The sequence below is a fragment of the Streptomyces sp. NBC_01232 genome, assembly GCF_035989885.1.
GTDB lineage: Bacteria > Actinomycetota > Actinomycetes > Streptomycetales > Streptomycetaceae > Streptomyces.
The window spans coordinates 7,029,432-7,051,214 of sequence record NZ_CP108518.1 but is presented as its reverse complement, the minus strand read 5'-3'; the positions used below and the strand labels follow the sequence as shown (position 1 = coordinate 7,051,214).

Genomic DNA, 21,783 nt, shown 5'->3' with positions numbered 1-21,783 from the left:
TGTCTGAATGCGAGAATGCGGCTCTTGGCCGGAGAGCGCATTGGCGCGAAGTGAGGCACAAGCACCGACGAAGCGGGGGTTGCCATGACATTGGCCATGTGTCCACTGTGCAGCGACGATGAGGACATCGTGGTGGTCCGCACGTTCGACGGCGGACGTCGGCTCGTGAAGCACCGGTGCGGTTACGAATGGGAGCACAGGGAGCCCACCGTCCCGCATAGGGACCCGCTCCGCTCCTTCCAAGACCTCAAGACCCGTTTCCCGAACGCCGAGGATGTCGATCGTGAGCAGTTGGAGCGCGTGACCCGGCTGAAGGAGCAGTACCTCGCTGTCAAACCGGCCCTCGACCCCGACGTGGCGGCCTACTGGTCGAAGTACCAGCAGATCTTCTCCCCCGACGGGCTGTGGACCTGCGACCCCAGAACCCTCAAGGACTTCGCCAACTCCGAAGTCGGAGCCCGCCCCGGCAATCAGGCCACCTTCAACTCCGCGTGGAACGACATGGGCGACACCGCGGCTGGGGAGGCGACCCGCCAGACGATCGAGTACCTCCTGCACGGACCTTCCGACCTGCCGCTCGAAGACCGGCTCGAGCACCTGCTGTCCGGCACCAAGCCGTTCGCCATGACCGGCTTCAAGGAAGCCCTCCTCACGAGGGTCCTCTGCGTGACGTACCCCGACCGCTTCCTGACAATCCTGAAATACACCACCGAGGCCGGCGGCAAACGCGAGATCGCGCGGATGGTCTACGGCCTGGAGCTGCCGTCCCCCGAGTCGGTGAACTGGACCCGCGGCCGGCTCATCCTGTGGAGCAACGACCTCCTTCTCGACCTCGCCGGCGAAGGCTTCGCCAACCGACAGCACGCCGCCGCATTCCTGTGGTGGGCCAAAGATCAGCCCGGAGGGCGACGGGCAGCTTGACCAGGGTTCCGTCGACCTTGGCCACGCACGGCCTCCCCCTGTCCACCTTCCACGCCTTCGAAACTGGGCCGGCCTCCGCAGGGGCCATAGGTCTGCCGTCGGCGTAGATGAACGGCGAGAGCACCAGGTCACCACGCACAATGCGGACCTTTGAGCCGGTGTCCTCAACCGCGCCAAGGAACTCGTAGCCCGTCCGGCAGCCCTGGACGCCAGCTCGTGCTGCCGGTGTACCGCGGGTGACGGTTCACGACCTGAGGCACCTGGCCGCCGCGATCACCATGATCTGGACCGTCCAGTCCGTCATCTTCCCCGAGAACACCGCCAGCCTCGCCCTCCACGCCCGGGCCGGCTTCCGGATCGTCGACACTCGCGAGAGCATCGGTTGCCACCGGGGCCAGTGGCGGGACGTCGTCCTCGCGGAGCGCCACATCCCTACCGCCACCTGACTGGCGCCCCTACAACTCGCTCTCGTCCTCGCCGGGCGACGGCTACAGCAACAGTCGGCGCCCGGCCGCAGTCGGTCGGCCGAGCCGCCGAACCGGTACTGGGATCACCTCGCGCCCGCGCTTCCAGCGGGCATTTGTGCGCTCTACATGCGGGAGGCCGCGAAGCCGATGAGGACGACGGCGGTGATCACGATGCCGATCAGTCCGGCCCAGCCACCCAGCAGGGCGAGCGCCCCTACGACGGCAAGGGCGCCCAGCATGAGCGCGGTGAACGCCCGCACCGACAATCCGCGGTCATCACTGTCTTCGGCCTGCGTCTTCGTCTTTCTGGTCACCGTGCGCACAGTACCGAGTCTGGCGTGGGCGTCTCACCGCAGGGGCTCATGGCGCCGGCCGGTGCGGGTATGCGGACGGCCCGGCTCCTGATGGGGGCCGGGCCGTTCTGCGTGGGCGTCAGGCGAGTGCGAGGAAGAGCTTTTCGAGTTCTGCCTCGGTCATGGGGGCCTGACCCTGGTCGGCTTCGGTCATGCACTGGCGCATGCCGCTGGCGACGATTTTGAAGCCGGCGCGGTCCAGGGCCTTGGAGACTGCGGCAAGCTGCGTGACAACGTCCTTGCAGTCGCGGCCGGCTTCGATCATGGCGATGACGCCGGCGAGCTGTCCTTGGGCGCGGCGCAGGCGGTTGAGGACTGAGTTGACTGCGTCGTCGTCGACTTTCACCGGTTGCCTCCTGGCTTTGTGCGCTCTCACACCCTGGTACCCCAGGGTGTATCGGGCGGGGGTGGTCAGCCGGCCCGGAGGGCGGCGAGGGTTGCGTCGAGGTCGCCCTGGTGGGGACGGTTGTGGGGGAGTTTGGCGAGGAGGGAGGCCATGCCGCAGGTGTTGGTGAGGGCGGAGTAGACCAGGCCGCCGGCGACGCCCGCGGAAGCGAGGCGGAAGGCGGGGTGCAGGCGGCCCAGCGCGAGGCCGGTCAGGACGACGGCGCCGGCGGTGAGTCGGACTTGGCGTTCCATGTTCCAGGCGGTGCGTCGGGCGCTGTCGGGGTGGTGGAGGGTGTGGCCGTCCGCTGCCCAGGCTGTTTTGCCGCCGGTGAGGGTGGCGGTGGTGATGCCGTGGGCGGCGAGGGTGTGGCAAGCGTTCTCGGAGCGTGCGCCGGAGGCGCAGACGACGAGGAGGTCGCCGCGCTGGGCTGCGTGGCGGATGTCGGGGAGGGCATGGTCGAGGTGGTCGAGGGGGATGTTGAGGGCGCCGGGAAGGTGGCCGGTGGCGTATTCGCCGGGGGTGCGGACGTCCAGGACGATCAGTTCGTGCAGGCGGGTGCGGGCCTGGTCGGTGTCGAGGGCGTGGGGGGTGGTCATGAGCGGTGTTCCATCCTTTTTGTCTGGTGCCCGGTTACGGACACCTCGTTATCGACTGGCGATGGGGCGCCGTTGCGGGTCGCGGGCGGGAAGGTCAGCGGAGGGCGTCGATGAGCATGAGGGCAGCGACGGCCAGGAGCACGAGCGCGAAGATCCGCTGAAGGGTGGGACCGGAGATTTTGGAGGCGAGGCGTTTGCCGTCCCACGCTCCGAGGATCGCGGCTCCGGCGAAGGGAGCGATGACCGCCCAGTGCAGGGGCGTGTTGGTGCCGGCGCGGGCGGCGAGCGCGGCGAGGGAGTTGACGGTGATGACCAGCAGGCTGGTGCCGACCGCGGCGCGCATGTGCAGTCCGAGGACGGAGACGAGGGCGGGGACGGCGAGGAAGCCTCCGCCGACCCCGAGGAGGCCGGTGACCGCGCCGAGTCCGGCGCCTGCACCGGCGGCCCGGGTGGGCCTGACGGGCCTGGCCTGCTGGTGGGGGTCGGCGAGCTTGAACATCCTGAGGGCTGCGAGGGCCGCGATCGCGGCGAACGCGGCGGTCAGCACCTCCTCGGGCAGGCGTGCGGCCAGGGTACCCGCAGCGATCGCGGGCACGATTCCGGCGGCCGCGAACAGCGCGCCGGTCTTCCAGCGGACGTTTCCCGAGGTGGCGTGGGTGTAGAGGGCGGTCGCGGAGGTGGCGGTGACGATGATCAGGGATGCGGTGGTGGCGGCGGCCGGGGTGAAGCCGAGGAGGTAAATCAGGGCGGGGACGGCCAGGACACTGCCGCCGCCCCCGAGCGCCCCGAGGGCCAGGCCGATGACGGCCCCAGCGATGAGGGCGAGGATGAGGGCGCTCACGCTATCCGGCCGCTGCTTCCTTCTGCGTCGACGACCGGTAGCCCGGCTGATGCCCAGGCCTGCATACCGCCCTTGACGTCGACGGCCTCGGCTCCGCGCCCGGCCAAGAGTCTGGCGGCCTGCTGGGAGCGGTGCCCGGAGCGGCAGATCACCAACAGTGGCCGGTCCTGGGCCGTGGCGGGCAGGCCGGTGCCGGTGACCAGCCGGGAGAGCGGCACATGCACGGCGCCGGGGGCGTGGCCGGCATTCCACTCGGCCTGCTCGCGCACGTCGAGGAGGATGGCGTCACCGTCGGTGGTGCGCTGGTGGGCCTGGTCGGGGGTGACGCGGGCGGTGCCGCGGCGGAGGAGAGGCATCTGGTTTCCTTCCGAGTCTCGGGTGGCGGGGGCAGCGGTTCAGCTGCCGGTGCCGGTGGTGAGGGGCAGCCCGGCGTCGGTTGTGGCGTCGAAGGAGTCGTCGACGGCGACGACGTCGCGGCCTGCGGCATCCAGCAGGGAGGCGGCGATGCCCGCGCGCATTCCGCCCGCGCAGTGCACCCACACCGTCCCGGCCGGTACGTCGGCCAGGCGGCGGTGGAGGTGGTGGATCGGGATGTGTACGGAGCCTTCGATCCAGCCTGTGGCGCGTTCGGAGTCCCGCCTCACATCGAGGACCACATCCGGGCGGGGGTCCTGGGCGGCGAGGTCGGCGAAGGTGGCTCGGGGAAAGGAGCGCAGGGCGTGGCCGTCGGGTACCCAGTCGCGGACGGTGCCGGTGGCGGCCGCGGCCGGGCGGTCGATGCCGACGCGGACCAGTTCGCGCTGGGCGGCGGCGAGCTGGGCGGGTGACTCGGCGAGGAGGGTGACGGGCTTGCCCCAGGGGATCATCCAGGCCAGGTAGGTGGCGATCTTGCCTTCCGCCTCGAAGTTGAACGAGCCGGCGATGTGGCCTTCGGCGAAAGCGATCCGGTTGCGCAGGTCCACCACCCATTCCCCGGCGGCCAGGCGCTCGGCGATGTCGGCGGCGTCGGCCAGCGGGGGTGCGGTCAGGTCCACCGGGGTGGGGCCTTCGGAGTTGGCCGGGCCCATGTGGGCGTAGTAGGCGGGCACGTCCTCCAGGCCTGCCAGCAGGGCGGCGACGAAGGAGTCGACGTCCTTGACCAGGGCGTCGTTGCCCTCCTTCTCCTTGCCGATCGTGGTGGCGTCGCCCTCGGACTGGGAGGAGGAGCAGAAGCTGCCGAACCCGTGGGTGGGCAGCACCGGCGTCTCGTCGGGGAGCTCGGCGGCCAGCCGGTGCGCGGATGCGTGCTGGGCGCGGGCCAGCTGTTCGGTCAGCCTCGGCTCGACCAGGTCAGGGCGACCGACCGAGCCGATCAGCAGCGACCCGCCGGTGAACACCGCGGCCGCCGTCCCCCGTTCGTCCAGGACGTAGGAGGTGTGGTGCGGGGTGTGTCCGGGTGTGGCCATCGCCCGCAGGGTGATGCCCTCGTCCACACTCACCGTGTTGCCGTCGGCGACCGGTGTGCGGGCGAAGGAGACGCGGGCGGCAGCGGGCACGAGGTAGGCGGCGCCGGTGATGCGGGCCAGGTCCAGGCCGCCGGTGACGTAGTCGTTGTGGACATGGGTCTCCGCCACGTGCGAGATGCGCACGCCCCGCGCGGCAGCCGCCGCCAGGACACGGTCGATGTCGCGGGGAGGGTCCACCACCACTGCGGTGTCCGCGCCGCCCGCCAGGTAGCTGCGGTTTCCCAGGCCCTCGGTCTCGATGGTGTCGATGAAGAACACGTGGTTGCTCCTTTCGGCTGGCATTTACCCCCGGGGGTATATTTCGAGCCTAGCACGGGTACCCCTGGGGGTATTTTTGGCGGCCTAGGGAACCCGCTCGCACCGGACGGCTACCCGCCGCCCGCCACACACCCCGGACAGGGATGACGCCATGCGCTACGACCGGACCGTCCACCTCGATGCCGACTTCACCACGACCGTTTCCGCAGTCCGCGAGGCCCTTGCCGTGCAGGGCTTCGGCATCCTTACTGAGATCGACGTCACCGCCACCCTGAAGGCCAAGCTCGGGCACGACATGGAGGACTACCTGATCCTCGGTGCCTGCAACCCGCCGCTCGCCCGCCAGGCCCTGGATGCCGACCGCACCATCGGCCTCCTCCTGCCCTGCAACGTCGTGGTTCGCACCGACGGCGAACGCACCGCCGTCCAGGCCCTGGACCCCGGCGTCATGGTCACTCTCACCGGCCTGCCCGCCCTCCAGCCCGTCGCCGAGGAGGCCACCCGCCGTCTCGACGCCGCCCTCAGCACCCTGGAAACCACCGGATGACCGCGGTCAGGCAACGAGTACCACTTCTGCAGTGTCAGTCGTCATGGCTGCCATCGCCCGCCTCTTGTGCCGCGCACCGCATCGATCCGGAGCAGCGGGGCCGGACTCTCGCCGACCCGGCCTTCGTGAGCGACCGAAAGACTGGGAACGGGAGGTTCCGGAAGAGCCGGTGACGCGCGTCTTCGCTGCATGCTTCTTCTCGGTTGCTCACGCACGTGTCCCGGAGGCGCGGGCCCTTTCGTCGGTGTGCGGGTCCGCTCGACGAACGCGCGCAGGGCCTCCATGACGTCGACGACGCCGGTGTGCCGGGCGGCTGGCTCAGCCTGACTCGGGTCGCCGGCGCCTGATCACCTTTCGTGATGAGGCGTGGCGTCTGGCAGCCCCACAGCGGGCCGCCGGACGCCGACGAGTCGATCCGGCCGATCTCGCATCCGGCGCCTGCGAGGCTGACCCGGAGTGCTCCGAACTCGCCGAGTCGGCCCTCAGAGGCCGAGAGGTCCCCGGAAGGGCCCGAAAGGCCCATGCCCGAGGACCGCCGGCCGATCAGAGTGGCAGTAGCCCACCCGAAACGGAGGCCCCGCCATGACGGACACCACAGCGGCACGGCCGTCGGAGGACCTGCAACGGCTCGACGTCACCCATGTCGAGGGTGACGTGTACGCGGTCGACGTGCGCGGACACCGGCTTCGCGTGGACCAGCCCCTGGGAGCGGGCGGGACGGACACCGCACCCACGCCGACTGAACTGTTCGCCGCCTCCCTGGCCACGTGCGTCGCCTTCTACGCGGGGCGCTACCTGCTGCGCCATGGCCTGCCTCGGGCGGGCCTGGGCGTACGGGCGGAGTTCGCGATGGCCGCCGGCCCGCCCGCCCGCGTGGGCGCGGTGCGCGTCGTGGTCACCCCGCCTCCGGAGCTGCCCGAGGAGCGGCGCGCCGGCCTCCTCGCTGTCGCCTCGCACTGCACCGTCCACAACACGCTCCGGCAGCCGCCGGAGACCACTGTCGAACTCGAACACTCCGCCCGCGGCCGGCGCACGGACGAGTCGGCCCCGGGTCGAGCGCCTACCCGGCCCTGAGCAGTGCCAGCGCCGCGGCGGAAGGCGGCCACCGCAAGCTCGGCCGCAGCCTGCACCTCGCCCTGGGTCCAGTGCATGTCCTCATCCGGCTCCGCATAGGCCTGCAGCTGATGGAGCAGTCCCGATCCGCCGAGCGCCCTCATGAAGATGCCCAGCCCCGATGTCGGCCGCGACGTCGGACCCCAGTCCGCACAGCCCGAACAGAACCTGTCCACCACGTTCCCGTTCAACGGGACCTCGATCGTGGCCACATGGGGCGTCCGGAGCTGACCACACTCTCTGCGCGTATGCAGTCTGGCGTTCTTGCCCTTCGCCGAGTGCACAGTGATCTTGGCGCCTTCGAACGGTCCGAGTGGTACGTCGGCTGTGAGCATGCGATCGCGCACGAACTCCCCCTTCTCCTGCCTTGCGAGCTTAGGGCCGAGCAGTGACACGCGCTGCCGGACGCTGGATGAATGCCCCTGATGACACCGACTGCGTCCGCAAGTTGCTCGCGGCCAAGCACCCGACCGACTCCAGCAGGACCATCCGACCTGCGAGATCGAGTTGTCCGGCCTGAGCGTCCCTATCGGGCCGGTCCAGCGCACCCTGCCCATCGACGCACAGAGGGTGGCCGGAACGTCGCGTTGGAAGCCGATGCGCAGCCAGTAGGCAGCCCAGCGGCCGCGTGGCATACCGGCTGACCAGCCGTCCGCCATGGCGTTCGGACCTCCTTACTCCATTGCCCAGATGCGTGTACTCGGCACTGGTCCCCAGATCTGGTCCCCAGATCCGGGGCCGCCGGACATCGTCCTGGCTTCACCCGCGCACAGGCGCCGCAGCCAAGCTCTCGCGTGAAGAAGCCATGGCTCCGTTCTCTCGTCATGGGCCGGGATCATGGTTGCCGGCCCGTTGCCAGGCGTGGAAAGCAGCGATCGCTGTCGGCTGGGTCGGGTAAATCCGGTTCACCCCGACCGCCGCCGTGAGGCCGTAGGCGTCGAGGGATTCGCGAAGTTCCTGCTTGACACGGGCGAGGGCGAACACGACGCGGGCCGCCCCAACGACACCGAAGCCCCTGGCGACAGCTGACCTTCGCGGTGAGATGACGGGGTGCACGCGGCCAGCGCCATGCTCCCCGTCACCTCACAGATCAGAAACCGGGGAAGGTCAGATCACCGGTGGTCGGCCGAGTCGGGTCATGCGCCACACGGTCCGCCACCGCATCGGACGCCGTGGCGGGCACGGCACCCGCACCCCCTCGAAGAACCCGGCCCACCACGACCTCAGTCCGGACAGTGGGGGCCGTTGGGCAAGCGTGTACGCCGCCCAGGTGGCGAGGTAGACCGGGACGAGGATGGCGGGCAGGTGCCGCTTCGCGAGCCAGACCCGGTTGCGGCCGGTGTGGTGGTAGTAGACCGCGTGCCGCGAGGCCGGGGTCCGGGGGTGGGTCAGGACCAGGTCGGCCCGGTAGTCGATCTCCCACCCAGCATCCAGGGCCCGCCAGGCGAAGTCGGTCTCCTCATGGGCGTAGAAGAACTTGTCGGGGAAGTCGCCGACCTGGTCGATGACGTCCATGCGGATGGCGTGGGCGCCGCCCAGGAACGTCGTGACCGGCCCAGAGATGAGCGGGTCAGCGCCCCCGAGGCGGGGGACGTGCCTGCGCTGGGAGACGCCGTTCTCGTCGGCGATGCGGAAGCCGACGATCCCCAGCTTCGGATTCGCTGTGAACGCTTCCCGGACCAGGTGGAGGGTGTCGGTTCGAGGGAGGAGGCCGTCGTCGTCGAGGACAAGGACGATGTCAGCGCCGCCGTGTTCGCGCAGCCACCGCACCCCGGCGTTCCGGCCGCCGGGGATTCCCAGGTTCCCCGGCAGTTCGACGGCCGCCACCGGGTCCGGCAGAGCGGGGAGCTTCGCTCCCTGCCCGAGCACGATGACCTTGGCGGGCTCGCCTTCCTGGGCTGCCACCGACTTGAGGAGAGCACAGAGTTCAGCCTCCCGGTCTCCCATGGTGATGATCACGACGCCGACCGTCAGCGGACCGGTCCGGGCGCGGTTCATGCCTGGGCTCGCAGCAGGTCGACGGCGCGTTCGTGCAAGGCCCCAGCTCCGGGGATTTGGCGCTTGCGGTAGCTGGCAGCCGTGGACTGGATCGCCCTGATCTCCTTCACGGTCCGGTCCGAGACCAGGCCATCCATGAAATCCAGCGACCGACCCCACACGGCCACGGCCTCCTCGTGCCGCTGCTGCGCAGCGACCGACCGCCCGATGTTGACCATGGTCAGGCCGTGAACCCGCTGATAGGTCCCCGGCGTCCGTCCCTTGAGCGCCGCCCGGTAGTGCTTCTCGGCAGCCCGGTGTTCGCGCATCTCGGTCAGGGTCTTGCCGGTGTGCGAAGCAACGGTGGCCGCGACCGGACCCGACGCGGCAGCGTAGACAGGGACCGGGTCACCTGCGGTGAGCATCGCGTCCTCGGCCGACAGCAGGGCCGCCGCCGCCTTCCCGCTCTGCCCATCAGCCCCGTACGCCCTGGCGCAGGTGACCAGCAGTAGGGCCTCAGTCTGCCGGTCGACATTGCCCGTCGCACGCCGCAGCGCCTCCTCCGCCAGGCCGATGCACGCCTGCGGGTGACCGAGGTCGAGTGCCTGGTGGGTCAGAGCCCGCATCATCCACGCGGCGTGCCCGTACGGGTCTGACTCGCAGGCCAACTGGAAGCCGAGGAGGTAGTAGCGCTGGGCGGCGCCCTCGCGGCCCAAGTCGTGGTGCTTCCAGCCCACCAGGCACGCCAGAGTCGCCGCCGCCCCGAACGCGCTGCGCCGTACCGGCTCCGAGGGGAAGCGGCCCTCCAGCATGGGGACCACGGTGTCGGTGAGGTAGGCGGTCACCATCGTCAGGCCGTGGCCTCCGCCCAAGCGTTCATCCATGCTCCGGAACGTCTCCGTGAGCTCCCGCACGATGGCGACTTCCTCAGTGCCGACGGCGCCGCCGCGTTCGGCTGCCCGCAGGGTCGCGGCGACGGCCTGGTGGTCGTAAACGAGAGGCAGGGCGACGGCGGCCGTAGCGAACGCGGCGTTGAGGAAGTTCCTGCGACGGAGCATCACGAATCTCCCGAGGTCGGTGGCGTTGGCCAGTGGATCGGCCCCCAGGGCCTCGCCGGTGCCTGCGCAGCCTAGACCGATCTCTGTGGGCGTGACCTTCCGCTTCATCCTTCTGGTGAGGGCTTCGGCGATGTACGAGCGGGTCTGACCGCTTGGTGTACCACCCATGACCCAGGAGTGAACGGCCGAGCGGGAGGTATGCAGCGTCACCCCGGACTCGGCGGCCACCGCACGGACGTCCCTGGCCAGAACCCCGTAGGTACATCCGGCCTCGGCGATGACGTCTGCCAGCGCGGTGTTCGGACTACGACTCTCCGCCAACTCGCACTCCCCGCAGCGATCTTGAACAGATTGAACAAGGTGCCCCGCCGCCCACGGTACCCCCACCCGATCACCGTGAGTTCAATAGCCGTAACGCCAAACGCGATCGGCCCGGAACCTGTCCGGAAACCCGGCCCCACGCCGACGCTTCGCCCTACACGGACCACCGCGAAGAGGAGCCAGGGAGATGTCTCGTACGACAGCACCGCTCCACCCCAGGACCGGCGTCACCTCCGCCGGCCCGCGTACTCCCGGTCGCCTCCTACGCGGTGGCGAGGAACGACACGGCCCGCTCGTCCAGCTCGGCCGCGCAGCGAAGCCCCCGTGCCCGGAAGGGTGCGAGGTCGGCCCGCATGGTCTTGACGGCCTTGCGGGTCCGCACGGAGCGGACGCCTTCCATGTGGTCCATGGCCTGCCCGAACGTGGCGCACGCCTGCTCGATCCGGCCGCGCTTGAGGTGGAGCTCCGCCCCCGCGACCAGGTCCAGGGCCACGATCCGGGCGTAGGTTCCGGCGGGCCTCGTGGCGGCGGCGTGCAGGTACTCGGCGGCGGCGGCCCGGTGGTCCCCGAGGGTTTCGAAGACCTTCGCCGTCCGGGAGAACACCGACGGCGCCACAGGCCCCCACGCCAGGCCCCAGAACGGCACCTCGTCGCCCCGCTGGCTGCCCTGTTCCAGCAGGGCGCGGGCTCGGCCGACTTCGGCGAGGGCGGCGGCCGACAGCCCGGTCTTGGCCAGGGTGTGGGCGTGGACGACGCGGAAGAGGGCTTCGGTCTGGGAGTCCACGCGGCCCTTGGCCCGGGTGAGGCCGGTCTCGGCGAGGCCCTGGCAGTGCTCGGGACGGTGCAGCTTGAGCCCCTGCATGGCCATGGTCCGCATCACGAACCCGTCATGGCCGGGCAGTCCGGACTCTACGGCGAGCCCGTAGGACTGGAGGTAGTAGCGCTGGGCAAGGCCCTGCTGTCCGGCGTCGTAGGACTTCCAGCCCAGCAAATGGACGCCCCGGCTCGCGGCGGACAGCATCTGGGCACGGATCTCGTCCGTGCGGAACCGGCCCCGGCACAGCGGCGCGACGTCGTCGCGGAGGTAGGTCACCAGGGCGGAGCGGCCGTGCTGGCCGCCATGGCGTTCGTCCATTTCGGAGAACATGCCGATCATGTCGCGCACGGCGTTGACCTCGGCCATCCCGATGACCTGACCGGTGCGGGCGGCTGCGGTCCTCTCCGCGATGTCGCGTACGTACGCCAGGGGCAGGGCTGCGGCGGCCACCGAGTAGGCGGAGGCCGACAGGAAGCGTCTGCGGTCCAACTCGGCCCTCCACATCGGGATCAGGGAGTCGATCGGATCGCCCCCCAGCGTAAGACCGATGCTGTCATGGCCGCCGTCCGGGTCGGCGTCGGCGAGGCCCAACTCCACGGGGGTCAGGAGCCGGCCCAGGCGGCGGGAGAGCGCGACGGCCAGATAGCGGGCCGTGTCGGGCTGTGGTCGGGCGCCCTGCACCCAGTGGTCCACGGCCGACTTGTTCGTCCGCAGAGCCATCCCGCACTCGGCCGCGACGGACCGGACCGCCTTCGCGACGGCTTCGTACGTTAAGCCGGACTCCGCGATCAGATCGCGGAGACGGTCGTTCGGTGTGCGTGTGGCCATGAAGCACCTGCCCGTATACCCGATATACCGCTTGCCCTCGCCGACACGGTACCCCTGCCCGATCACCGTGAGTTGAATAGTCGTCATGCCCGAGGAACCGGCCGCCCGGCGGCCTTCTCGGTGCTGCTCTCATCCGGATCAGCCGTGAACAGGAGCTTTGGAGATGTCCCGCACGAGCGCACCGATCCTCCCCGCCCGGCCCAGGGCCGGCATCGCACCGCCGGCCCAGGTACCGCCGGTCACCTCTTCCGTGGACGTCGCCTGCGACATCGACACCGCGCTCGCGCTCGCCGACCACGCCCCCCACGGCACGGCCGCCGCGCAGATCCGGGAGCGGCTGCGGCAGCACATCACCAACCTGGCCGGGCCCGCACAGGAGTTCGCCGACTGGATGCCGGACGGCCGGGGCCGCGACATAGCTCTCGCCACGGTCCACCACGCCCGCAACATGGCCGCCACGCGGGGCGGGGACCCGGCCGCCTCGCTGAGGCTGCTGGCCAAGCTCGCCCAGCACCTGGCCCGGTACGCGGCCGACAACCACTCGCCCGCCAGACGGCGGGCCGCCTGACCGGCCCCGGCCGTGGCCTGGCCTTGGCGGCCATGGCCGGGGCCCTCCACCCGCGGCAGGTGCTCCACAGCACCTTCGCCGGCGCACCTGCTCCACACCACCTTCGACCGTCATCGAGGAGCCCACCGTGAACACCACCGTCAGCCCGGACAACGTCTTCGCCTACGCGGACGAGCGGATCGCCCAGGCCGCCGCCGCCCTGTGGCCGGACGGCCCGGTGGTGGTCGGCCCGCACATCCCGTCGGTGACCGGGTATGTCCGCCGGGTCGAGGCCGCCGGACGGCCGCTGTTCGCGAAGGTGTCCCTGCTGGGGGTGTCGCTGGCGTCGGTGCTGCGCGGCACGCACGGGGACTGGGCGGAGGTGAGGGCCAAACAGGCCGCGTACTTATCGTCGCCCGGCGCGCTGCTGGAGCGGGAGGCCGCCCAGTACGGGGCACTGGCCGGAGCCGGACTCGGGACGGCGACGGTGGCCGGACTGGCCGGCGGGGTCCTGTTCACCGAACCCGTGGACGGTGTGACGCTCGGCGAGATCCTGGCGAAGGACCCGCACCGCACGTTCGACGTTTTGGCGGGTGTGGCGGAGGAGCTGGACGCGCTCCAGAAGCCTGCGGTGGCCGCGCTGGTGGGGGGCGCTGCGATCCGTGAGCGGTCCGTCCACGGCACGTTCGCCCGCAAGTTCAACGGGATCTCCGGGGACACGTACGTGTCCCTGACCGGGCCGTCTGCGCCGGTACTGGGGGCCGTCGTGGCACGGCTGCGGAAGATGCGGCTGTCCGGCACCTACGGCATCGGGATCGTCTACGGCGACTTGAAGCCGGAGCACGTCGTCTTCCCGGACGGGCCGGAGAGGCGGCCGACGTTCATCGACCCGGGCCTGGCCTTGGGCCACCCGGCGTCCGACGTCGCCAAGCTCGTCTCCCGCATGGTCCTCGGGCTCATCGTCCAGCCCCCAGCCGGGCCCGGCGCCACCGCAGTCCTCCAGGGCATCGGCCAGTTCACCGACCTGGCCACCTACCGGCTGACCCCTGCGGAGCGGGCGGCGTGGCTGAGGCAGTTGGTCGTCCTGTGGCTGATGGACACCGTCAACATCTTCACCACCTACCTGACAGCTCCCACCGGCCTGCCCCTGCCGGAGTCGGCCCGCACGCTGATCGCCCAGGCCCCCGTCGTGTGCACGCTCCTCGACCGGGTCTCCGCTCTCCTTGCGGCCGTGTCGATGGACGGCCGCACCGTGTGGCGCCTGGCCCTGGATCACGCGGCAACGGCGGCCGGACGATGAGCTCGCGCACCGGCCCCGTCGGGGTCATCGGAGCCGGAGCTGTCGGCCAGACCGTCTCAGCCCTCCTCGTGGCCGCCGGATGGTGCGAGGAAATCCTGATCGCCTCCGGCAGCGACCGCTCGGCCGCCGCTCTGGTCACCGACCTCCAGGACATGGCCCAGATCGTCGGCTCGCCCGTCCGGGCCCAGACTGCCCAACCCGCCGACATGCGCGACTGCGCGGCCGTGGTCGTCGCCCCCCGGGCGAAGTTCACCAACACCGCGACCGCCGACGTCCGGATGGCCGGTCTGGAGGCCAACGCCCCGCTGATCGCCGCCCTGGCCCGCTCCCTGACCGGGTACGAGGGGACGGCCGTGGTCGTCACCAACCCCGTCGACCCTTTGACGTGGCTGTTCGCCCGCGCCTCCGGCGCGGCCCGCGTGTACGGGGTCGGCTCCGCCACCGAGACCGCCCGCTACCGCCTCGCGCTGGCCGCCGAACTCGCCGTCCCCGTAGAGAGCGTGGCCGGGCACGTGATCGGCGAACACGGCGACGCCTCCGTGCTGTGCACATCCACCACCCGGATCGACGGCCGCCGCGTCCATGTACCCGTCCGGGCCGTACGGGCCGAGCTTGGCGCCCGCCCACGCCGCATCAACGCCGGGATCGGCCGGGGCCGCTGCGGCCCCGCCGGCGCTGTGCTCCACGCCCTCACCCACGCCCTCGGCCTTGAGGACGGGCCGGTTGAGCTGTCCGTCGACCACCAGGGCGCCCAGCTCGGCCTGCCCGTCCACTTCACCGCCGGACGCCCGGCCGTCCGCCTGCCCCGCCTGGACCCGGCTGAACGGCGTCTCCTCGCCGCCGCCGACCACAAGATCCACCTCGCGTGCAAGACGATCTCCCACCACCTCGAAGGAGCCCGATGACCCTCGCGACCCGCATCAGCGCCGCCCAAGCCCACGTCACCGTTACCAGCAGTACGGCGGTGATCACCGACTGGTCCATGCGCTATTTCGGCCCGTGGTGGAACGCCGTGGACGCCGTCGCCCCGCACGCGGGTCCGGTCGTGGCCGCCGACGTCGAGGCGGTCGAGGTTGCCGCCCTCGCCCAACAGATCGGCGAGGGCCGGCACCAGGAGTGCGTGTACGCCAACGAGCCCATGCTCTACGCCCGGGGCAACGACGGTGTCGTGGCCGCTGTCCAGCCGGGCGAGCGCCTGGCCTACCGGTACGAGCCCGGCCTCCTGCGGATCGTCGGCTGCGACGAGGTGCCCGTCGCGCTCGCCGCCGCCCGCCTGGCCCGCGAGGTCCTGCGCTCCAGGCTCCTCACAGACGGCTGGCGCATCCTGCACGCCTCCGCCGCCGTCCGCGACGGGCGTACCGTGCTGGCCCTCGGCGAGAAGGGCGCGGGAAAGTCCACCGTCGGGTTCCTCCTGGCCCGCGCCGGCTGGCAGCTACTGGCCAACGACCGCGTGTTCGTCCGCCCCAACGAAGACGGCGGGGTCGCCGTGCTGCCGTGGCCGTCGGCCGCCGCGATCGGTCTCGGCTTCCTCGACGCCATCGGTCTCTACGACGACGTACGTGCCCGCGTCCTCTCCGGGGAACAGCTCCACCCCACCCAGCACGAGTCCGTCACCCGCGCCCTTCTGGACGGCCGTCGCCTGCCCATTCGCTCCTCTTCCGGCAAGGAGCTCAAGCCGCAGTTCTTCCCGGACCAGCTGGTGACCTGGCTCGGGTTGACCCTGGCCACCGAGGGCAGCGCCGCCAAGATCGTCTTCCCGCGTATCGACCCCGACGCCGCCCCGGCCGTCCTCAGCGAGGGCAGGGCCTTGGGCGAGGACGACTTCTTCACTGGGGCCACCGAGGACCGCTACCCCGACGTCTTCGGCCTCGCCGCCACCGGCGAAGCCAGCCGGGTCACCCGCGAACTCCTGGCCACCCGTCTCGCCGACCTGCCCCGCCACAGCGTGGTCCTCGGCCACGACGTCAAGGCGAACGTCGAATTCCTCGCCGAACTCGCCACCACCTGAACCCGCGGCAGGTCCTCAACAGCACCACGCCGGCGTGCGTGCTCCCGGTCACCTCCGCCGGGCGCGTCCCCACCAACACCACACCCGGTATGGCCGGTGGTGTGAGCTGAACCCCCGCCACGGGCCCCCGGGGCGGGACGTGGCGGGACCTGCCCCGGAGACCGACAAGAAGGAAGAGAGACGTTGACCGACACGACGGATGACAATGCGGCCGCGCTGCGCCAGGCGATGACCAGCGACATGGTCAAGGCCGGAATGATCACGAGCGAGCGGGTCGAAGCCGCGTTCCTGACGGTCGCCCGTCACCGGTTCGCGCCCGAAGCGACGCCCGAGAAGGCATACGAGGTGGAGTCGGCGGTCCCCACCAAGAGGGACCAGCACGGCATCGCCGTCAGCTCGGTATCGGCGCCGCGCATTCAAGCCATGATGCTGGAGCAGGCCGAGCTGAAGCCCGGTCAGGACGTGGCCGAAGTCGGATCGGGCGGCTGCAACGCCGCGCTCATGGCCGAACTCGTCGGCGACGACGGGGTGGTCACCACCGTCGACATCGATGCCGACGTCACCGCGCGGGCCCGCAAGCTCCTGGACGAGAACGGCTACGCCCGGGTCAAGGTCCACACCGTCGATGCTGAGGGCGGTATCCCGGACACCGGAGCCCTCGACCGGCTGATCGTCACCGCCGGGGCCTGGGACATCCCGCCCGCCTGGACCGACCAGCTGAGCGACGGCGGGCGCCTCGTCGTCCCGCTGCGGATGCGGGGCCTGAGCCGGTCGGTTGCTTTCGACCTCGACGGCGACCGGCTCGTCTCCCGGTCCGCCCAGATGTGCGGCTTCGTCACGATGCAGGGCGCCGGAGAACACCAGGAACGCCTGCTCCTGCTGCGGGGCAGGGAGATCGCCCTGCGCTTCGACGAGGGCTGGCCCGAGGACCCGGAGGCCCTGAACGGTGTGTTCGACACCGAGCGGGCCGAAGTCTGGTCCGAGGTCACCGTGGCCATGAGCGAGCCGTTCACCGGCCTGCAGATGTGGCTGGCGACCGCCCTGGACGGCTTCTGCCTCATGTCCGTGGACGGGGACCTGGACACCGGTCTCGTCGCCCCGCAGAACAAGTCGGCCTGCCTGTCCCTCCTCGACGGGGCTTCCCTCGCCTACATGACCATCCGACGCAACGGCGACCGGGCCGAGTTCGGGGCGCACGGCTACGGCCCCGACGCCAAGGCCGTGGCCCAGGCCCTGGTGGAGGAGATCCGCGTCTGGGACCGCGACCACCGCCGCAGCGAGCCGGTGATCTACGCCTACCCCGCCACGACCCCCGAGTCCGAGCTGCCCGCCGGTCGGGTCATCACCAAGCGGCACCGCCGCATCGTCATCTCCTGGCCCCGCGAGGACCAGGCCAACAAGAGCACCACCGCGAACAAGGAGAAGTGATCATGACCAAGCAGATCGCCACGGCAACGACCGGCCTGAGCGGCGAATTCAACCTGGACGTGCGCGTGGTCGAGGCCGGGGCGCCCGTCGCGAGCCTCCTGCGCAGCACCGACGACGGCTGCGGCTCGACCTGCTCCAACGGCTCCACCGCGTGCGCGTCGTCCGTCAACGACCCCTCCTGACCGGACCGCCGCGAAGGTGAGGCGGAGCAGGGAGGCCGGCCGCCGTGCTCCCCGTCACCTGCACCATCCCCGCCGCCGGGCACACGTGTGTGCCCGGCGGCACCACGACCACACCACGACAGCTGCCAGGGGGCGAAGAGTTATGGGGCGCGGAGCACGGCTGTATCGGCACACGCAGGCCCTGATGGTGCGGGCCACCACGCACCCCGGCACAGGGGTTCCCGCGTCCGACGTGGACCCGTCCGGGCCCGGCGGGCCCGAACGCGGCCGGGCCTGGCTGGCGGCCGTCGGGGAGCATCCCCAGGCCCGGCAGGCGCTGGAGGCCGCAAGCCCCGTCCTGGCCGCGCAGACCACGGCCCTGCTCACCGCTCCCGTGCCGTCCGGGAAGGAGGTCCGGCGGCTGGTGCATTCCACAGCCGCCTACCTGCTGCGCTGGCAGGGACGGGCCACCCCGTTCGGGTACTTCGCCGGAGTCGCGTCGGCCCGCACCGGGCCCACGCCGCAGGCCCTGTGGGGTCCCGGCCACCGGGCCGTGCTGCGGCCGGACGCCGTCTGGCTGGGCGCCGTGACCGACCAGCTCGCCTCATACGCTGGCATCCGCGAACGTCTGCTCGTCGTGGCGAACCCGGCCGCGTGTGCCCGGGGAGGCCGGATCGTGGGGCCCGGCCGTACGCCCGCCGACGGCCTCTCCCCGTTGGAGGTGTCCGTGGCGGCCACCGGGCCCGTCCGTACCGCCCTGGCCGCCGCCACCGCCCCCGCCTTGTTCCCGGACGTCGCCAAAGCCGTCGCCGCCGACTACCCGCACGCCGACAACGAGAGCGTCCACGGCCTCCTCGTCCAGCTCTTGGAGCATGGCGTGCTGCTGTCCGTCCTGGATGCCACGGCCACGGCCGCCGACCCGCTCGCCCACCTCCGTTCCCTCACCGACCCCACCGTCACGCCCGGTCCTCTCCTGGCCCCCACCACGGAAGTGACCGGCAGCACCTCGCCGTCCTGGCCGGACGCCGTCCTCGACGCCCAGGTCACCATTCCCGCCGGCGTGCTGTCCGAGGCCGAGTCGGCGGCTTCCGTGCTGGCCCGGCTCTCGCCGTACCCGTTCGGGAATCCGGCCTGGCGTGACTTCCACCAGCGATTCCGGCAGACGTACGGGGCCGGTGCTGCCGTGCCCGTCATGGAGTTGGTGGGTGACGGGGGGCTCGGCTTCCCGCCCGGGTTCCTGGGGTCTGACCGCCCGACCCCGGCCCGGATGCTGTCCGCCCGCGACGAAGCGTTCCTCGCACTCGCCCAGCAGGCCGCCCTCGACGGGGCCCGCGAGGTGGCCCTCACCGAACCCCTCCTCGCCTCGCTGGCCGTGGTCGACGCCGACGAGCTGGTGCCGCCGCCCTCGGTGGAGCTTGCCTTCCAGCTGTACGCCGACGATGCGGACGCCGTGCGGCGGGGCCGGTTCGAGCTATGGCTGACGGCAGCGGCCCGGCCCTCGTCGTCCATGGTCGGACGGTTCGCCGACCTCCTGCCCGAGCAGGATGCCGCCGCGCTGGCCGCCGCCTTGGCGGGCCCGGCCGGGCCGCTGCCCGCCCAGCTCGTCTTCCCCGCCCGCAGACGGCGCAGCTCCAACGTCATCCGGACCCCGCGCCTGCTGGAGCACACGGTCTCCCTCGGCTGGCCCGAACCCGGGCCCGGCAGCATCCCGCTCGATGATCTCGCCGTCACCTGCGACGCCCGCCACCTGTACCTGATCCGCTGCTCCACCGGACAAGTCCTTGAGCCCCGCGTGCTGCACGCGCTGGAGCCGCGCGTGCAGACGTCGCCGCTGGCTCGGTTCCTCGCCGAAGTCGCAGGCGCCCGCCGTGCCGTCTGGCTGCTGCCCGACTGGGGCGCCGCCTCCCGCCTCCCGTTCCTGCCCCGGGTCCGCCACGGCCGGACCGTCCTGGCCCCGGCCCGCTGGCTACTGGCCGCAAGCGCCTTACCCGGCCCGGCCGCCGCGCGCTCCGAGTGGGAGGAGGCATTCGCCCGGTGGCGGAACCGGCAACGCGTCCCGGCGCAGGTGGTCCTGGCCGAGACCGAGATGCGGCTGCCCCTCGATCTGGACGTGCCGCTCCACCGCGAACTCCTCCGGGCCCGCCTGGATCGGGCCGGGGAGGTGGAAGTGCGTGAAGCACCTTCGCCGGCCGCAGGCTCCACGTCACCTGTCGCGGGCGGGTTCATGGGCCGCGCCCACGAGTTCCTGACCGTCCTGCACGCCACCACCCCCACCCCCGCCCCGGTCGGGCCCGCCGTCCCAGCGGCCGTACCACAGACGCCCGGTGTCTCCCCCATGGTGTGCGCGCACCTGCACGGGCACCCCGCCCGGCAGGACGAGATCCTGACCGAGCACCTGCCCCGCCTGCTCGACGGATGGAACCCGGCCCCAGGCTGGTGGTTCACCCGCCACCACGACGCCTCCCACCCCAACCGCGACCGCCCCCTGGTCCTCAACCTCCACCTGGACGGCGCCGCCGCTTATGGGCAGGCCGCCGAACGGCTCGGTACCTGGGCCGACGAGCTGCGAAGCCTCCATCTCGCCTCCCGGCTGGACCTGATCGCCTACCGGCCGCAGGACGGCCGTTACGGGCACGGGGTGGCCCGCGATGCCGCCGAGCGGGTGTTCGCCACCGACAGCGCGGCCGCGCTCGCCCAGATCGCGTACGCGGCCCGTACCGGCCTTCCGGCCCAAGCGGTCACCGCCGCTTCGCTCGCCGACCTCGCCACCGCGTTCGCGCCCTGCCCGGCCGACGGCTGGGCGTGGCTCGTCGCAGCCCTGCCGCGCGAGAGCGGACCCGTCGATGCCGCCCTCATCCGGCACGTGCGTGCCCTCACCGCCCCTGGCGCCGCCTGGCGCGACGACCCGGACGCCGCTGCCGTGGCCGGGGCGTGGGCGGCCCGCGCCGACGCACTCGCCGCCTACCGGAACACCCTCGCCGAGCAGCGGGAACCGATGACCGTGCTCCGCTCCCTCCTCCACCTCCACCACGTTCGCGCCCTGGGAGGCGGCCCGGACGCCGAGCGGGTCACCCATCGCCTCGCCCGCACCGCCGCCCTCCCGCACACCCACCTGCGCAAGGCCCTCCGGTGAACGCCGCCACCGTCCTCGAGACTCGCTTCGGCCCGCGTCTGGCCGCCCCCGACCCGGCCGGGGACACCGCGCTCGGGCAGTCCCTCGTGGCTGGTGCGGCCGGGGTCGCCCTGTGGCACATCGAACGCGCCCTGACCGGGGCCGGTACGTGGGAGCAGGTCGGAGCATGGCTGACGGAGGCGACCCGCGCGGAGGTGACCGCAGCCGACACCGCCTGCCTCAGCTACGGCGCCCCCGGCCTGGCGTTCGTCCTGCACACGGCCGCAGCCGACGGCCACGACCGCTACCGCACCGCCCGGGACCGGCTCGATGCGGCCACCGCCGCCCTCGCGCACCGTCGTACCGAAGCCGCCCACGCCCGCATCCGGCGCGGCGAGCTGCCCGCGTTCGCCGAGTACGACCTGCTGCACGGCCTGACCGGCATCGGCGTGCACCTGCTGCACCACACCCCCGGCAGCGACGCCCTCGCCGCAGTCCTCACCTACCTCGTCGCCCTCACCCGGCCACTGACCGTGCACGAGGAGACGTTGCCGGGCTGGTGGTGCGCCCACGACCCGCACCGCTTCTACACCCCGGGCGGACACGGCAACTTCGGCATGGCCCACGGCATCACCGGCCCCCTTGCCCTCCTCGCCCAGGCCCAACGCCGGGGCGTCGCCGTGGACGGGCAGCGCGAGGCCATCGCCACCATCACCGCCTGGTTCGACCAGTGGCGCCAGGACGGCGCGAGCGGCCCCTGGTGGCCGGAGACGATCACCCGCGAAGAGGCGGCGGCGGGACGCCCGAACGCGACCGGGCCGTGGCGGCCGTCGTGGTGCTACGGCACCCCCGGCATCGCCCGCGCCCTCCAGCTCGCCGCCATCGCCACCGCCGACACCCGCCGCCAGGAGGCCGCCGAGCACGCGCTGCTCGCCTGCCTCGCCGACCCCCGCCAGCTCGCCAAGGTCACCGACGCTGGCGTGTGCCACGGCGCGGCGGGACTGTTCCAGACCGTGTGGCGGGCAGCCCGCGACGCCCGCACCCCGGGCCTTGCCGTCGCCGTGCGCCGCCTGGCGGACACGTTCACCGGCCAGCACGCGCCCGAGGACACCGGGTTCCTCGAAGGCGCCGCCGGACAGGCCCTCGCCCAGGCCACCGCCCTCTACGACCGGCCGCCCGCCTCCGGCTGGGACGCCTGCCTCCTCATCACCTGACCCCCGCACCGGCCCAGCTGCTC

At 71.9% G+C, this 21,783-nt stretch carries 21 protein-coding genes and 1 pseudogene; 13 read left to right on the top strand and 9 right to left on the bottom strand.

The window, feature by feature from the left end:
- Nucleotides 1-129: 129 nt before the first annotated feature.
- Nucleotides 130-921, top strand: coding sequence for a hypothetical protein (locus OG444_RS32610; RefSeq protein WP_266606731.1), 792 nt, complete (start codon nt 130-132; stop codon nt 919-921).
- A 281-nt stretch (nt 922-1,202) separates the two neighbouring features.
- A pseudogene (locus tag OG444_RS32605) lies at nt 1,203-1,367 on the top strand (GNAT family N-acetyltransferase); the annotation flags it as partial.
- Nucleotides 1,368-1,510: 143 nt separating this feature from the next.
- On the opposite strand, the gene OG444_RS32600 reads toward OG444_RS32605, so the two are convergent.
- The 6 genes from OG444_RS32600 to OG444_RS32575 form a co-directional block, all read right to left on the bottom strand.
- Nucleotides 1,511-1,702: a hypothetical protein gene (locus OG444_RS32600; RefSeq protein ID WP_266444701.1), complete on the bottom strand. Its 192-nt coding sequence runs from the start codon at nt 1,700-1,702 to the stop codon at nt 1,511-1,513.
- Between the two features lie 118 nt (nt 1,703-1,820).
- On the bottom strand, nt 1,821-2,087 hold the full coding sequence (locus tag OG444_RS32595; RefSeq protein ID WP_266606729.1) for a metal-sensitive transcriptional regulator: 267 nt from the start codon (nt 2,085-2,087) through the stop codon (nt 1,821-1,823).
- A gap of 65 nt (nt 2,088-2,152) precedes the next feature.
- A complete protein-coding gene (locus tag OG444_RS32590; protein ID WP_327265469.1) occupies nt 2,153-2,725 on the bottom strand; it encodes a rhodanese-like domain-containing protein in 573 nt (190 codons plus the stop codon).
- Between the two features lie 94 nt (nt 2,726-2,819).
- A complete protein-coding gene (locus OG444_RS32585) occupies nt 2,820-3,566 on the bottom strand; it encodes a sulfite exporter TauE/SafE family protein (RefSeq protein ID WP_266444692.1) in 747 nt (248 codons plus the stop codon).
- Nucleotides 3,563-3,922 (bottom strand): rhodanese-like domain-containing protein, encoded by a 360-nt coding sequence (locus OG444_RS32580; protein WP_327265468.1) that lies wholly within the window; start codon nt 3,920-3,922, stop codon nt 3,563-3,565. The genes OG444_RS32585 and OG444_RS32580 overlap by 4 nt, the downstream gene beginning before the upstream one ends.
- A 39-nt stretch (nt 3,923-3,961) precedes the next feature.
- Nucleotides 3,962-5,329 carry an MBL fold metallo-hydrolase gene (locus tag OG444_RS32575; protein WP_327265467.1) on the bottom strand — a complete coding sequence of 456 codons (1,368 nt, stop codon included), beginning with the start codon at nt 5,327-5,329 and terminating at the stop codon, nt 3,962-3,964.
- A 151-nt stretch (nt 5,330-5,480) separates the two neighbouring features.
- Here OG444_RS32575 and OG444_RS32570 point away from each other — a divergent pair, with 151 nt between their 5' ends.
- The 3 genes from OG444_RS32570 to OG444_RS32560 all read left to right on the top strand — a co-directional run bounded on the left by OG444_RS32570 (nt 5,481) and on the right by OG444_RS32560 (nt 7,220).
- Entirely contained in the window at nt 5,481-5,876 is a 396-nt protein-coding gene (locus OG444_RS32570) for a DUF302 domain-containing protein (RefSeq protein ID WP_266444684.1), read from the top strand.
- Between the two features lie 582 nt (nt 5,877-6,458).
- The gene (locus OG444_RS32565; protein WP_266444682.1) at nt 6,459-6,950 is read left to right on the top strand and encodes an OsmC family protein; all 492 of its coding nucleotides are present in this window, start codon (nt 6,459-6,461) and stop codon (nt 6,948-6,950) included.
- A 147-nt stretch (nt 6,951-7,097) separates the two neighbouring features.
- The gene (locus OG444_RS32560; RefSeq protein ID WP_327265466.1) at nt 7,098-7,220 is read left to right on the top strand and encodes a hypothetical protein; all 123 of its coding nucleotides are present in this window, start codon (nt 7,098-7,100) and stop codon (nt 7,218-7,220) included.
- A gap of 876 nt (nt 7,221-8,096) precedes the next feature.
- Here OG444_RS32560 and OG444_RS32555 read toward each other — a convergent pair.
- The 3 genes from OG444_RS32555 to OG444_RS32545 form a co-directional block, all read right to left on the bottom strand.
- Nucleotides 8,097-8,987 carry a glycosyltransferase family 2 protein gene (locus OG444_RS32555; RefSeq protein WP_327265465.1) on the bottom strand — a complete coding sequence of 297 codons (891 nt, stop codon included), beginning with the start codon at nt 8,985-8,987 and terminating at the stop codon, nt 8,097-8,099.
- The gene (locus tag OG444_RS32550; RefSeq protein WP_266606725.1) at nt 8,984-10,345 is read right to left on the bottom strand and encodes a tetratricopeptide repeat protein; all 1,362 of its coding nucleotides are present in this window, start codon (nt 10,343-10,345) and stop codon (nt 8,984-8,986) included. The genes OG444_RS32555 and OG444_RS32550 overlap by 4 nt, the downstream gene beginning before the upstream one ends.
- A gap of 262 nt (nt 10,346-10,607) precedes the next feature.
- Nucleotides 10,608-11,990, bottom strand: a complete 1,383-nt coding sequence (locus OG444_RS32545) for a hypothetical protein (protein WP_266354044.1) — start codon at nt 11,988-11,990, stop codon at nt 10,608-10,610.
- Between the two features lie 163 nt (nt 11,991-12,153).
- Here OG444_RS32545 and OG444_RS32540 point away from each other — a divergent pair, with 163 nt between their 5' ends.
- The 8 genes from OG444_RS32540 to OG444_RS32505 all read left to right on the top strand — a co-directional run bounded on the left by OG444_RS32540 (nt 12,154) and on the right by OG444_RS32505 (nt 21,760).
- Nucleotides 12,154-12,558 carry a hypothetical protein gene (locus OG444_RS32540; RefSeq protein WP_266606724.1) on the top strand — a complete coding sequence of 135 codons (405 nt, stop codon included), beginning with the start codon at nt 12,154-12,156 and terminating at the stop codon, nt 12,556-12,558.
- A 127-nt stretch (nt 12,559-12,685) separates the two neighbouring features.
- The gene (locus OG444_RS32535; RefSeq protein ID WP_266606723.1) at nt 12,686-13,837 is read left to right on the top strand and encodes a hypothetical protein; all 1,152 of its coding nucleotides are present in this window, start codon (nt 12,686-12,688) and stop codon (nt 13,835-13,837) included.
- Nucleotides 13,834-14,742, top strand: a complete 909-nt coding sequence (locus tag OG444_RS32530) for a lactate/malate family dehydrogenase (RefSeq protein ID WP_327265464.1) — start codon at nt 13,834-13,836, stop codon at nt 14,740-14,742. Before OG444_RS32535 ends, OG444_RS32530 begins: the two co-directional genes overlap by 4 nt.
- Nucleotides 14,739-15,845 (top strand): hypothetical protein, encoded by a 1,107-nt coding sequence (locus OG444_RS32525; RefSeq protein ID WP_327265463.1) that lies wholly within the window; start codon nt 14,739-14,741, stop codon nt 15,843-15,845. The genes OG444_RS32530 and OG444_RS32525 overlap by 4 nt, the downstream gene beginning before the upstream one ends.
- 183 nt (nt 15,846-16,028) lie before the next feature.
- Complete coding sequence (fxlM, locus tag OG444_RS32520) at nt 16,029-17,273, top strand: methyltransferase, FxLD system (RefSeq protein ID WP_252310325.1); 1,245 nt, start codon at nt 16,029-16,031, stop codon at nt 17,271-17,273.
- Between the two features lie 2 nt (nt 17,274-17,275).
- The gene (locus OG444_RS32515) at nt 17,276-17,455 is read left to right on the top strand and encodes an FxLD family lanthipeptide (RefSeq protein WP_252310324.1); all 180 of its coding nucleotides are present in this window, start codon (nt 17,276-17,278) and stop codon (nt 17,453-17,455) included.
- A 142-nt stretch (nt 17,456-17,597) separates the two neighbouring features.
- Nucleotides 17,598-20,567: a lantibiotic dehydratase gene (locus OG444_RS32510; RefSeq protein WP_327265462.1), complete on the top strand. Its 2,970-nt coding sequence runs from the start codon at nt 17,598-17,600 to the stop codon at nt 20,565-20,567.
- The gene (locus tag OG444_RS32505) at nt 20,564-21,760 is read left to right on the top strand and encodes a lanthionine synthetase C family protein (RefSeq protein ID WP_266444658.1); all 1,197 of its coding nucleotides are present in this window, start codon (nt 20,564-20,566) and stop codon (nt 21,758-21,760) included. The genes OG444_RS32510 and OG444_RS32505 overlap by 4 nt, the downstream gene beginning before the upstream one ends.
- Nucleotides 21,761-21,783: the final 23 nt, after the last annotated feature.

Coding starts and splice junctions, on each gene's coding strand:
- OG444_RS32540 (WP_266606724.1), top strand. CDS start 12,154: ATGTCCCGCACGAGCGCACCGATCCTCCCCGCCCGGCCCAGGGCCGGC.
- OG444_RS32560 (WP_327265466.1), top strand. CDS start 7,098: ATGCCCAGCCCCGATGTCGGCCGCGACGTCGGACCCCAGTCCGCACAG.
- OG444_RS32510 (WP_327265462.1), top strand. CDS start 17,598: ATGGGGCGCGGAGCACGGCTGTATCGGCACACGCAGGCCCTGATGGTG.
- OG444_RS32580 (WP_327265468.1), bottom strand. CDS start 3,922: ATGCCTCTCCTCCGCCGCGGCACCGCCCGCGTCACCCCCGACCAGGCC.
- OG444_RS32590 (WP_327265469.1), bottom strand. CDS start 2,725: ATGACCACCCCCCACGCCCTCGACACCGACCAGGCCCGCACCCGCCTG.
- OG444_RS32555 (WP_327265465.1), bottom strand. CDS start 8,987: ATGAACCGCGCCCGGACCGGTCCGCTGACGGTCGGCGTCGTGATCATC.
- OG444_RS32525 (WP_327265463.1), top strand. CDS start 14,739: ATGACCCTCGCGACCCGCATCAGCGCCGCCCAAGCCCACGTCACCGTT.
- OG444_RS32570 (WP_266444684.1), top strand. CDS start 5,481: ATGCGCTACGACCGGACCGTCCACCTCGATGCCGACTTCACCACGACC.
- OG444_RS32515 (WP_252310324.1), top strand. CDS start 17,276: ATGACCAAGCAGATCGCCACGGCAACGACCGGCCTGAGCGGCGAATTC.
- OG444_RS32530 (WP_327265464.1), top strand. CDS start 13,834: ATGAGCTCGCGCACCGGCCCCGTCGGGGTCATCGGAGCCGGAGCTGTC.
- OG444_RS32565 (WP_266444682.1), top strand. CDS start 6,459: ATGACGGACACCACAGCGGCACGGCCGTCGGAGGACCTGCAACGGCTC.
- OG444_RS32545 (WP_266354044.1), bottom strand. CDS start 11,990: ATGGCCACACGCACACCGAACGACCGTCTCCGCGATCTGATCGCGGAG.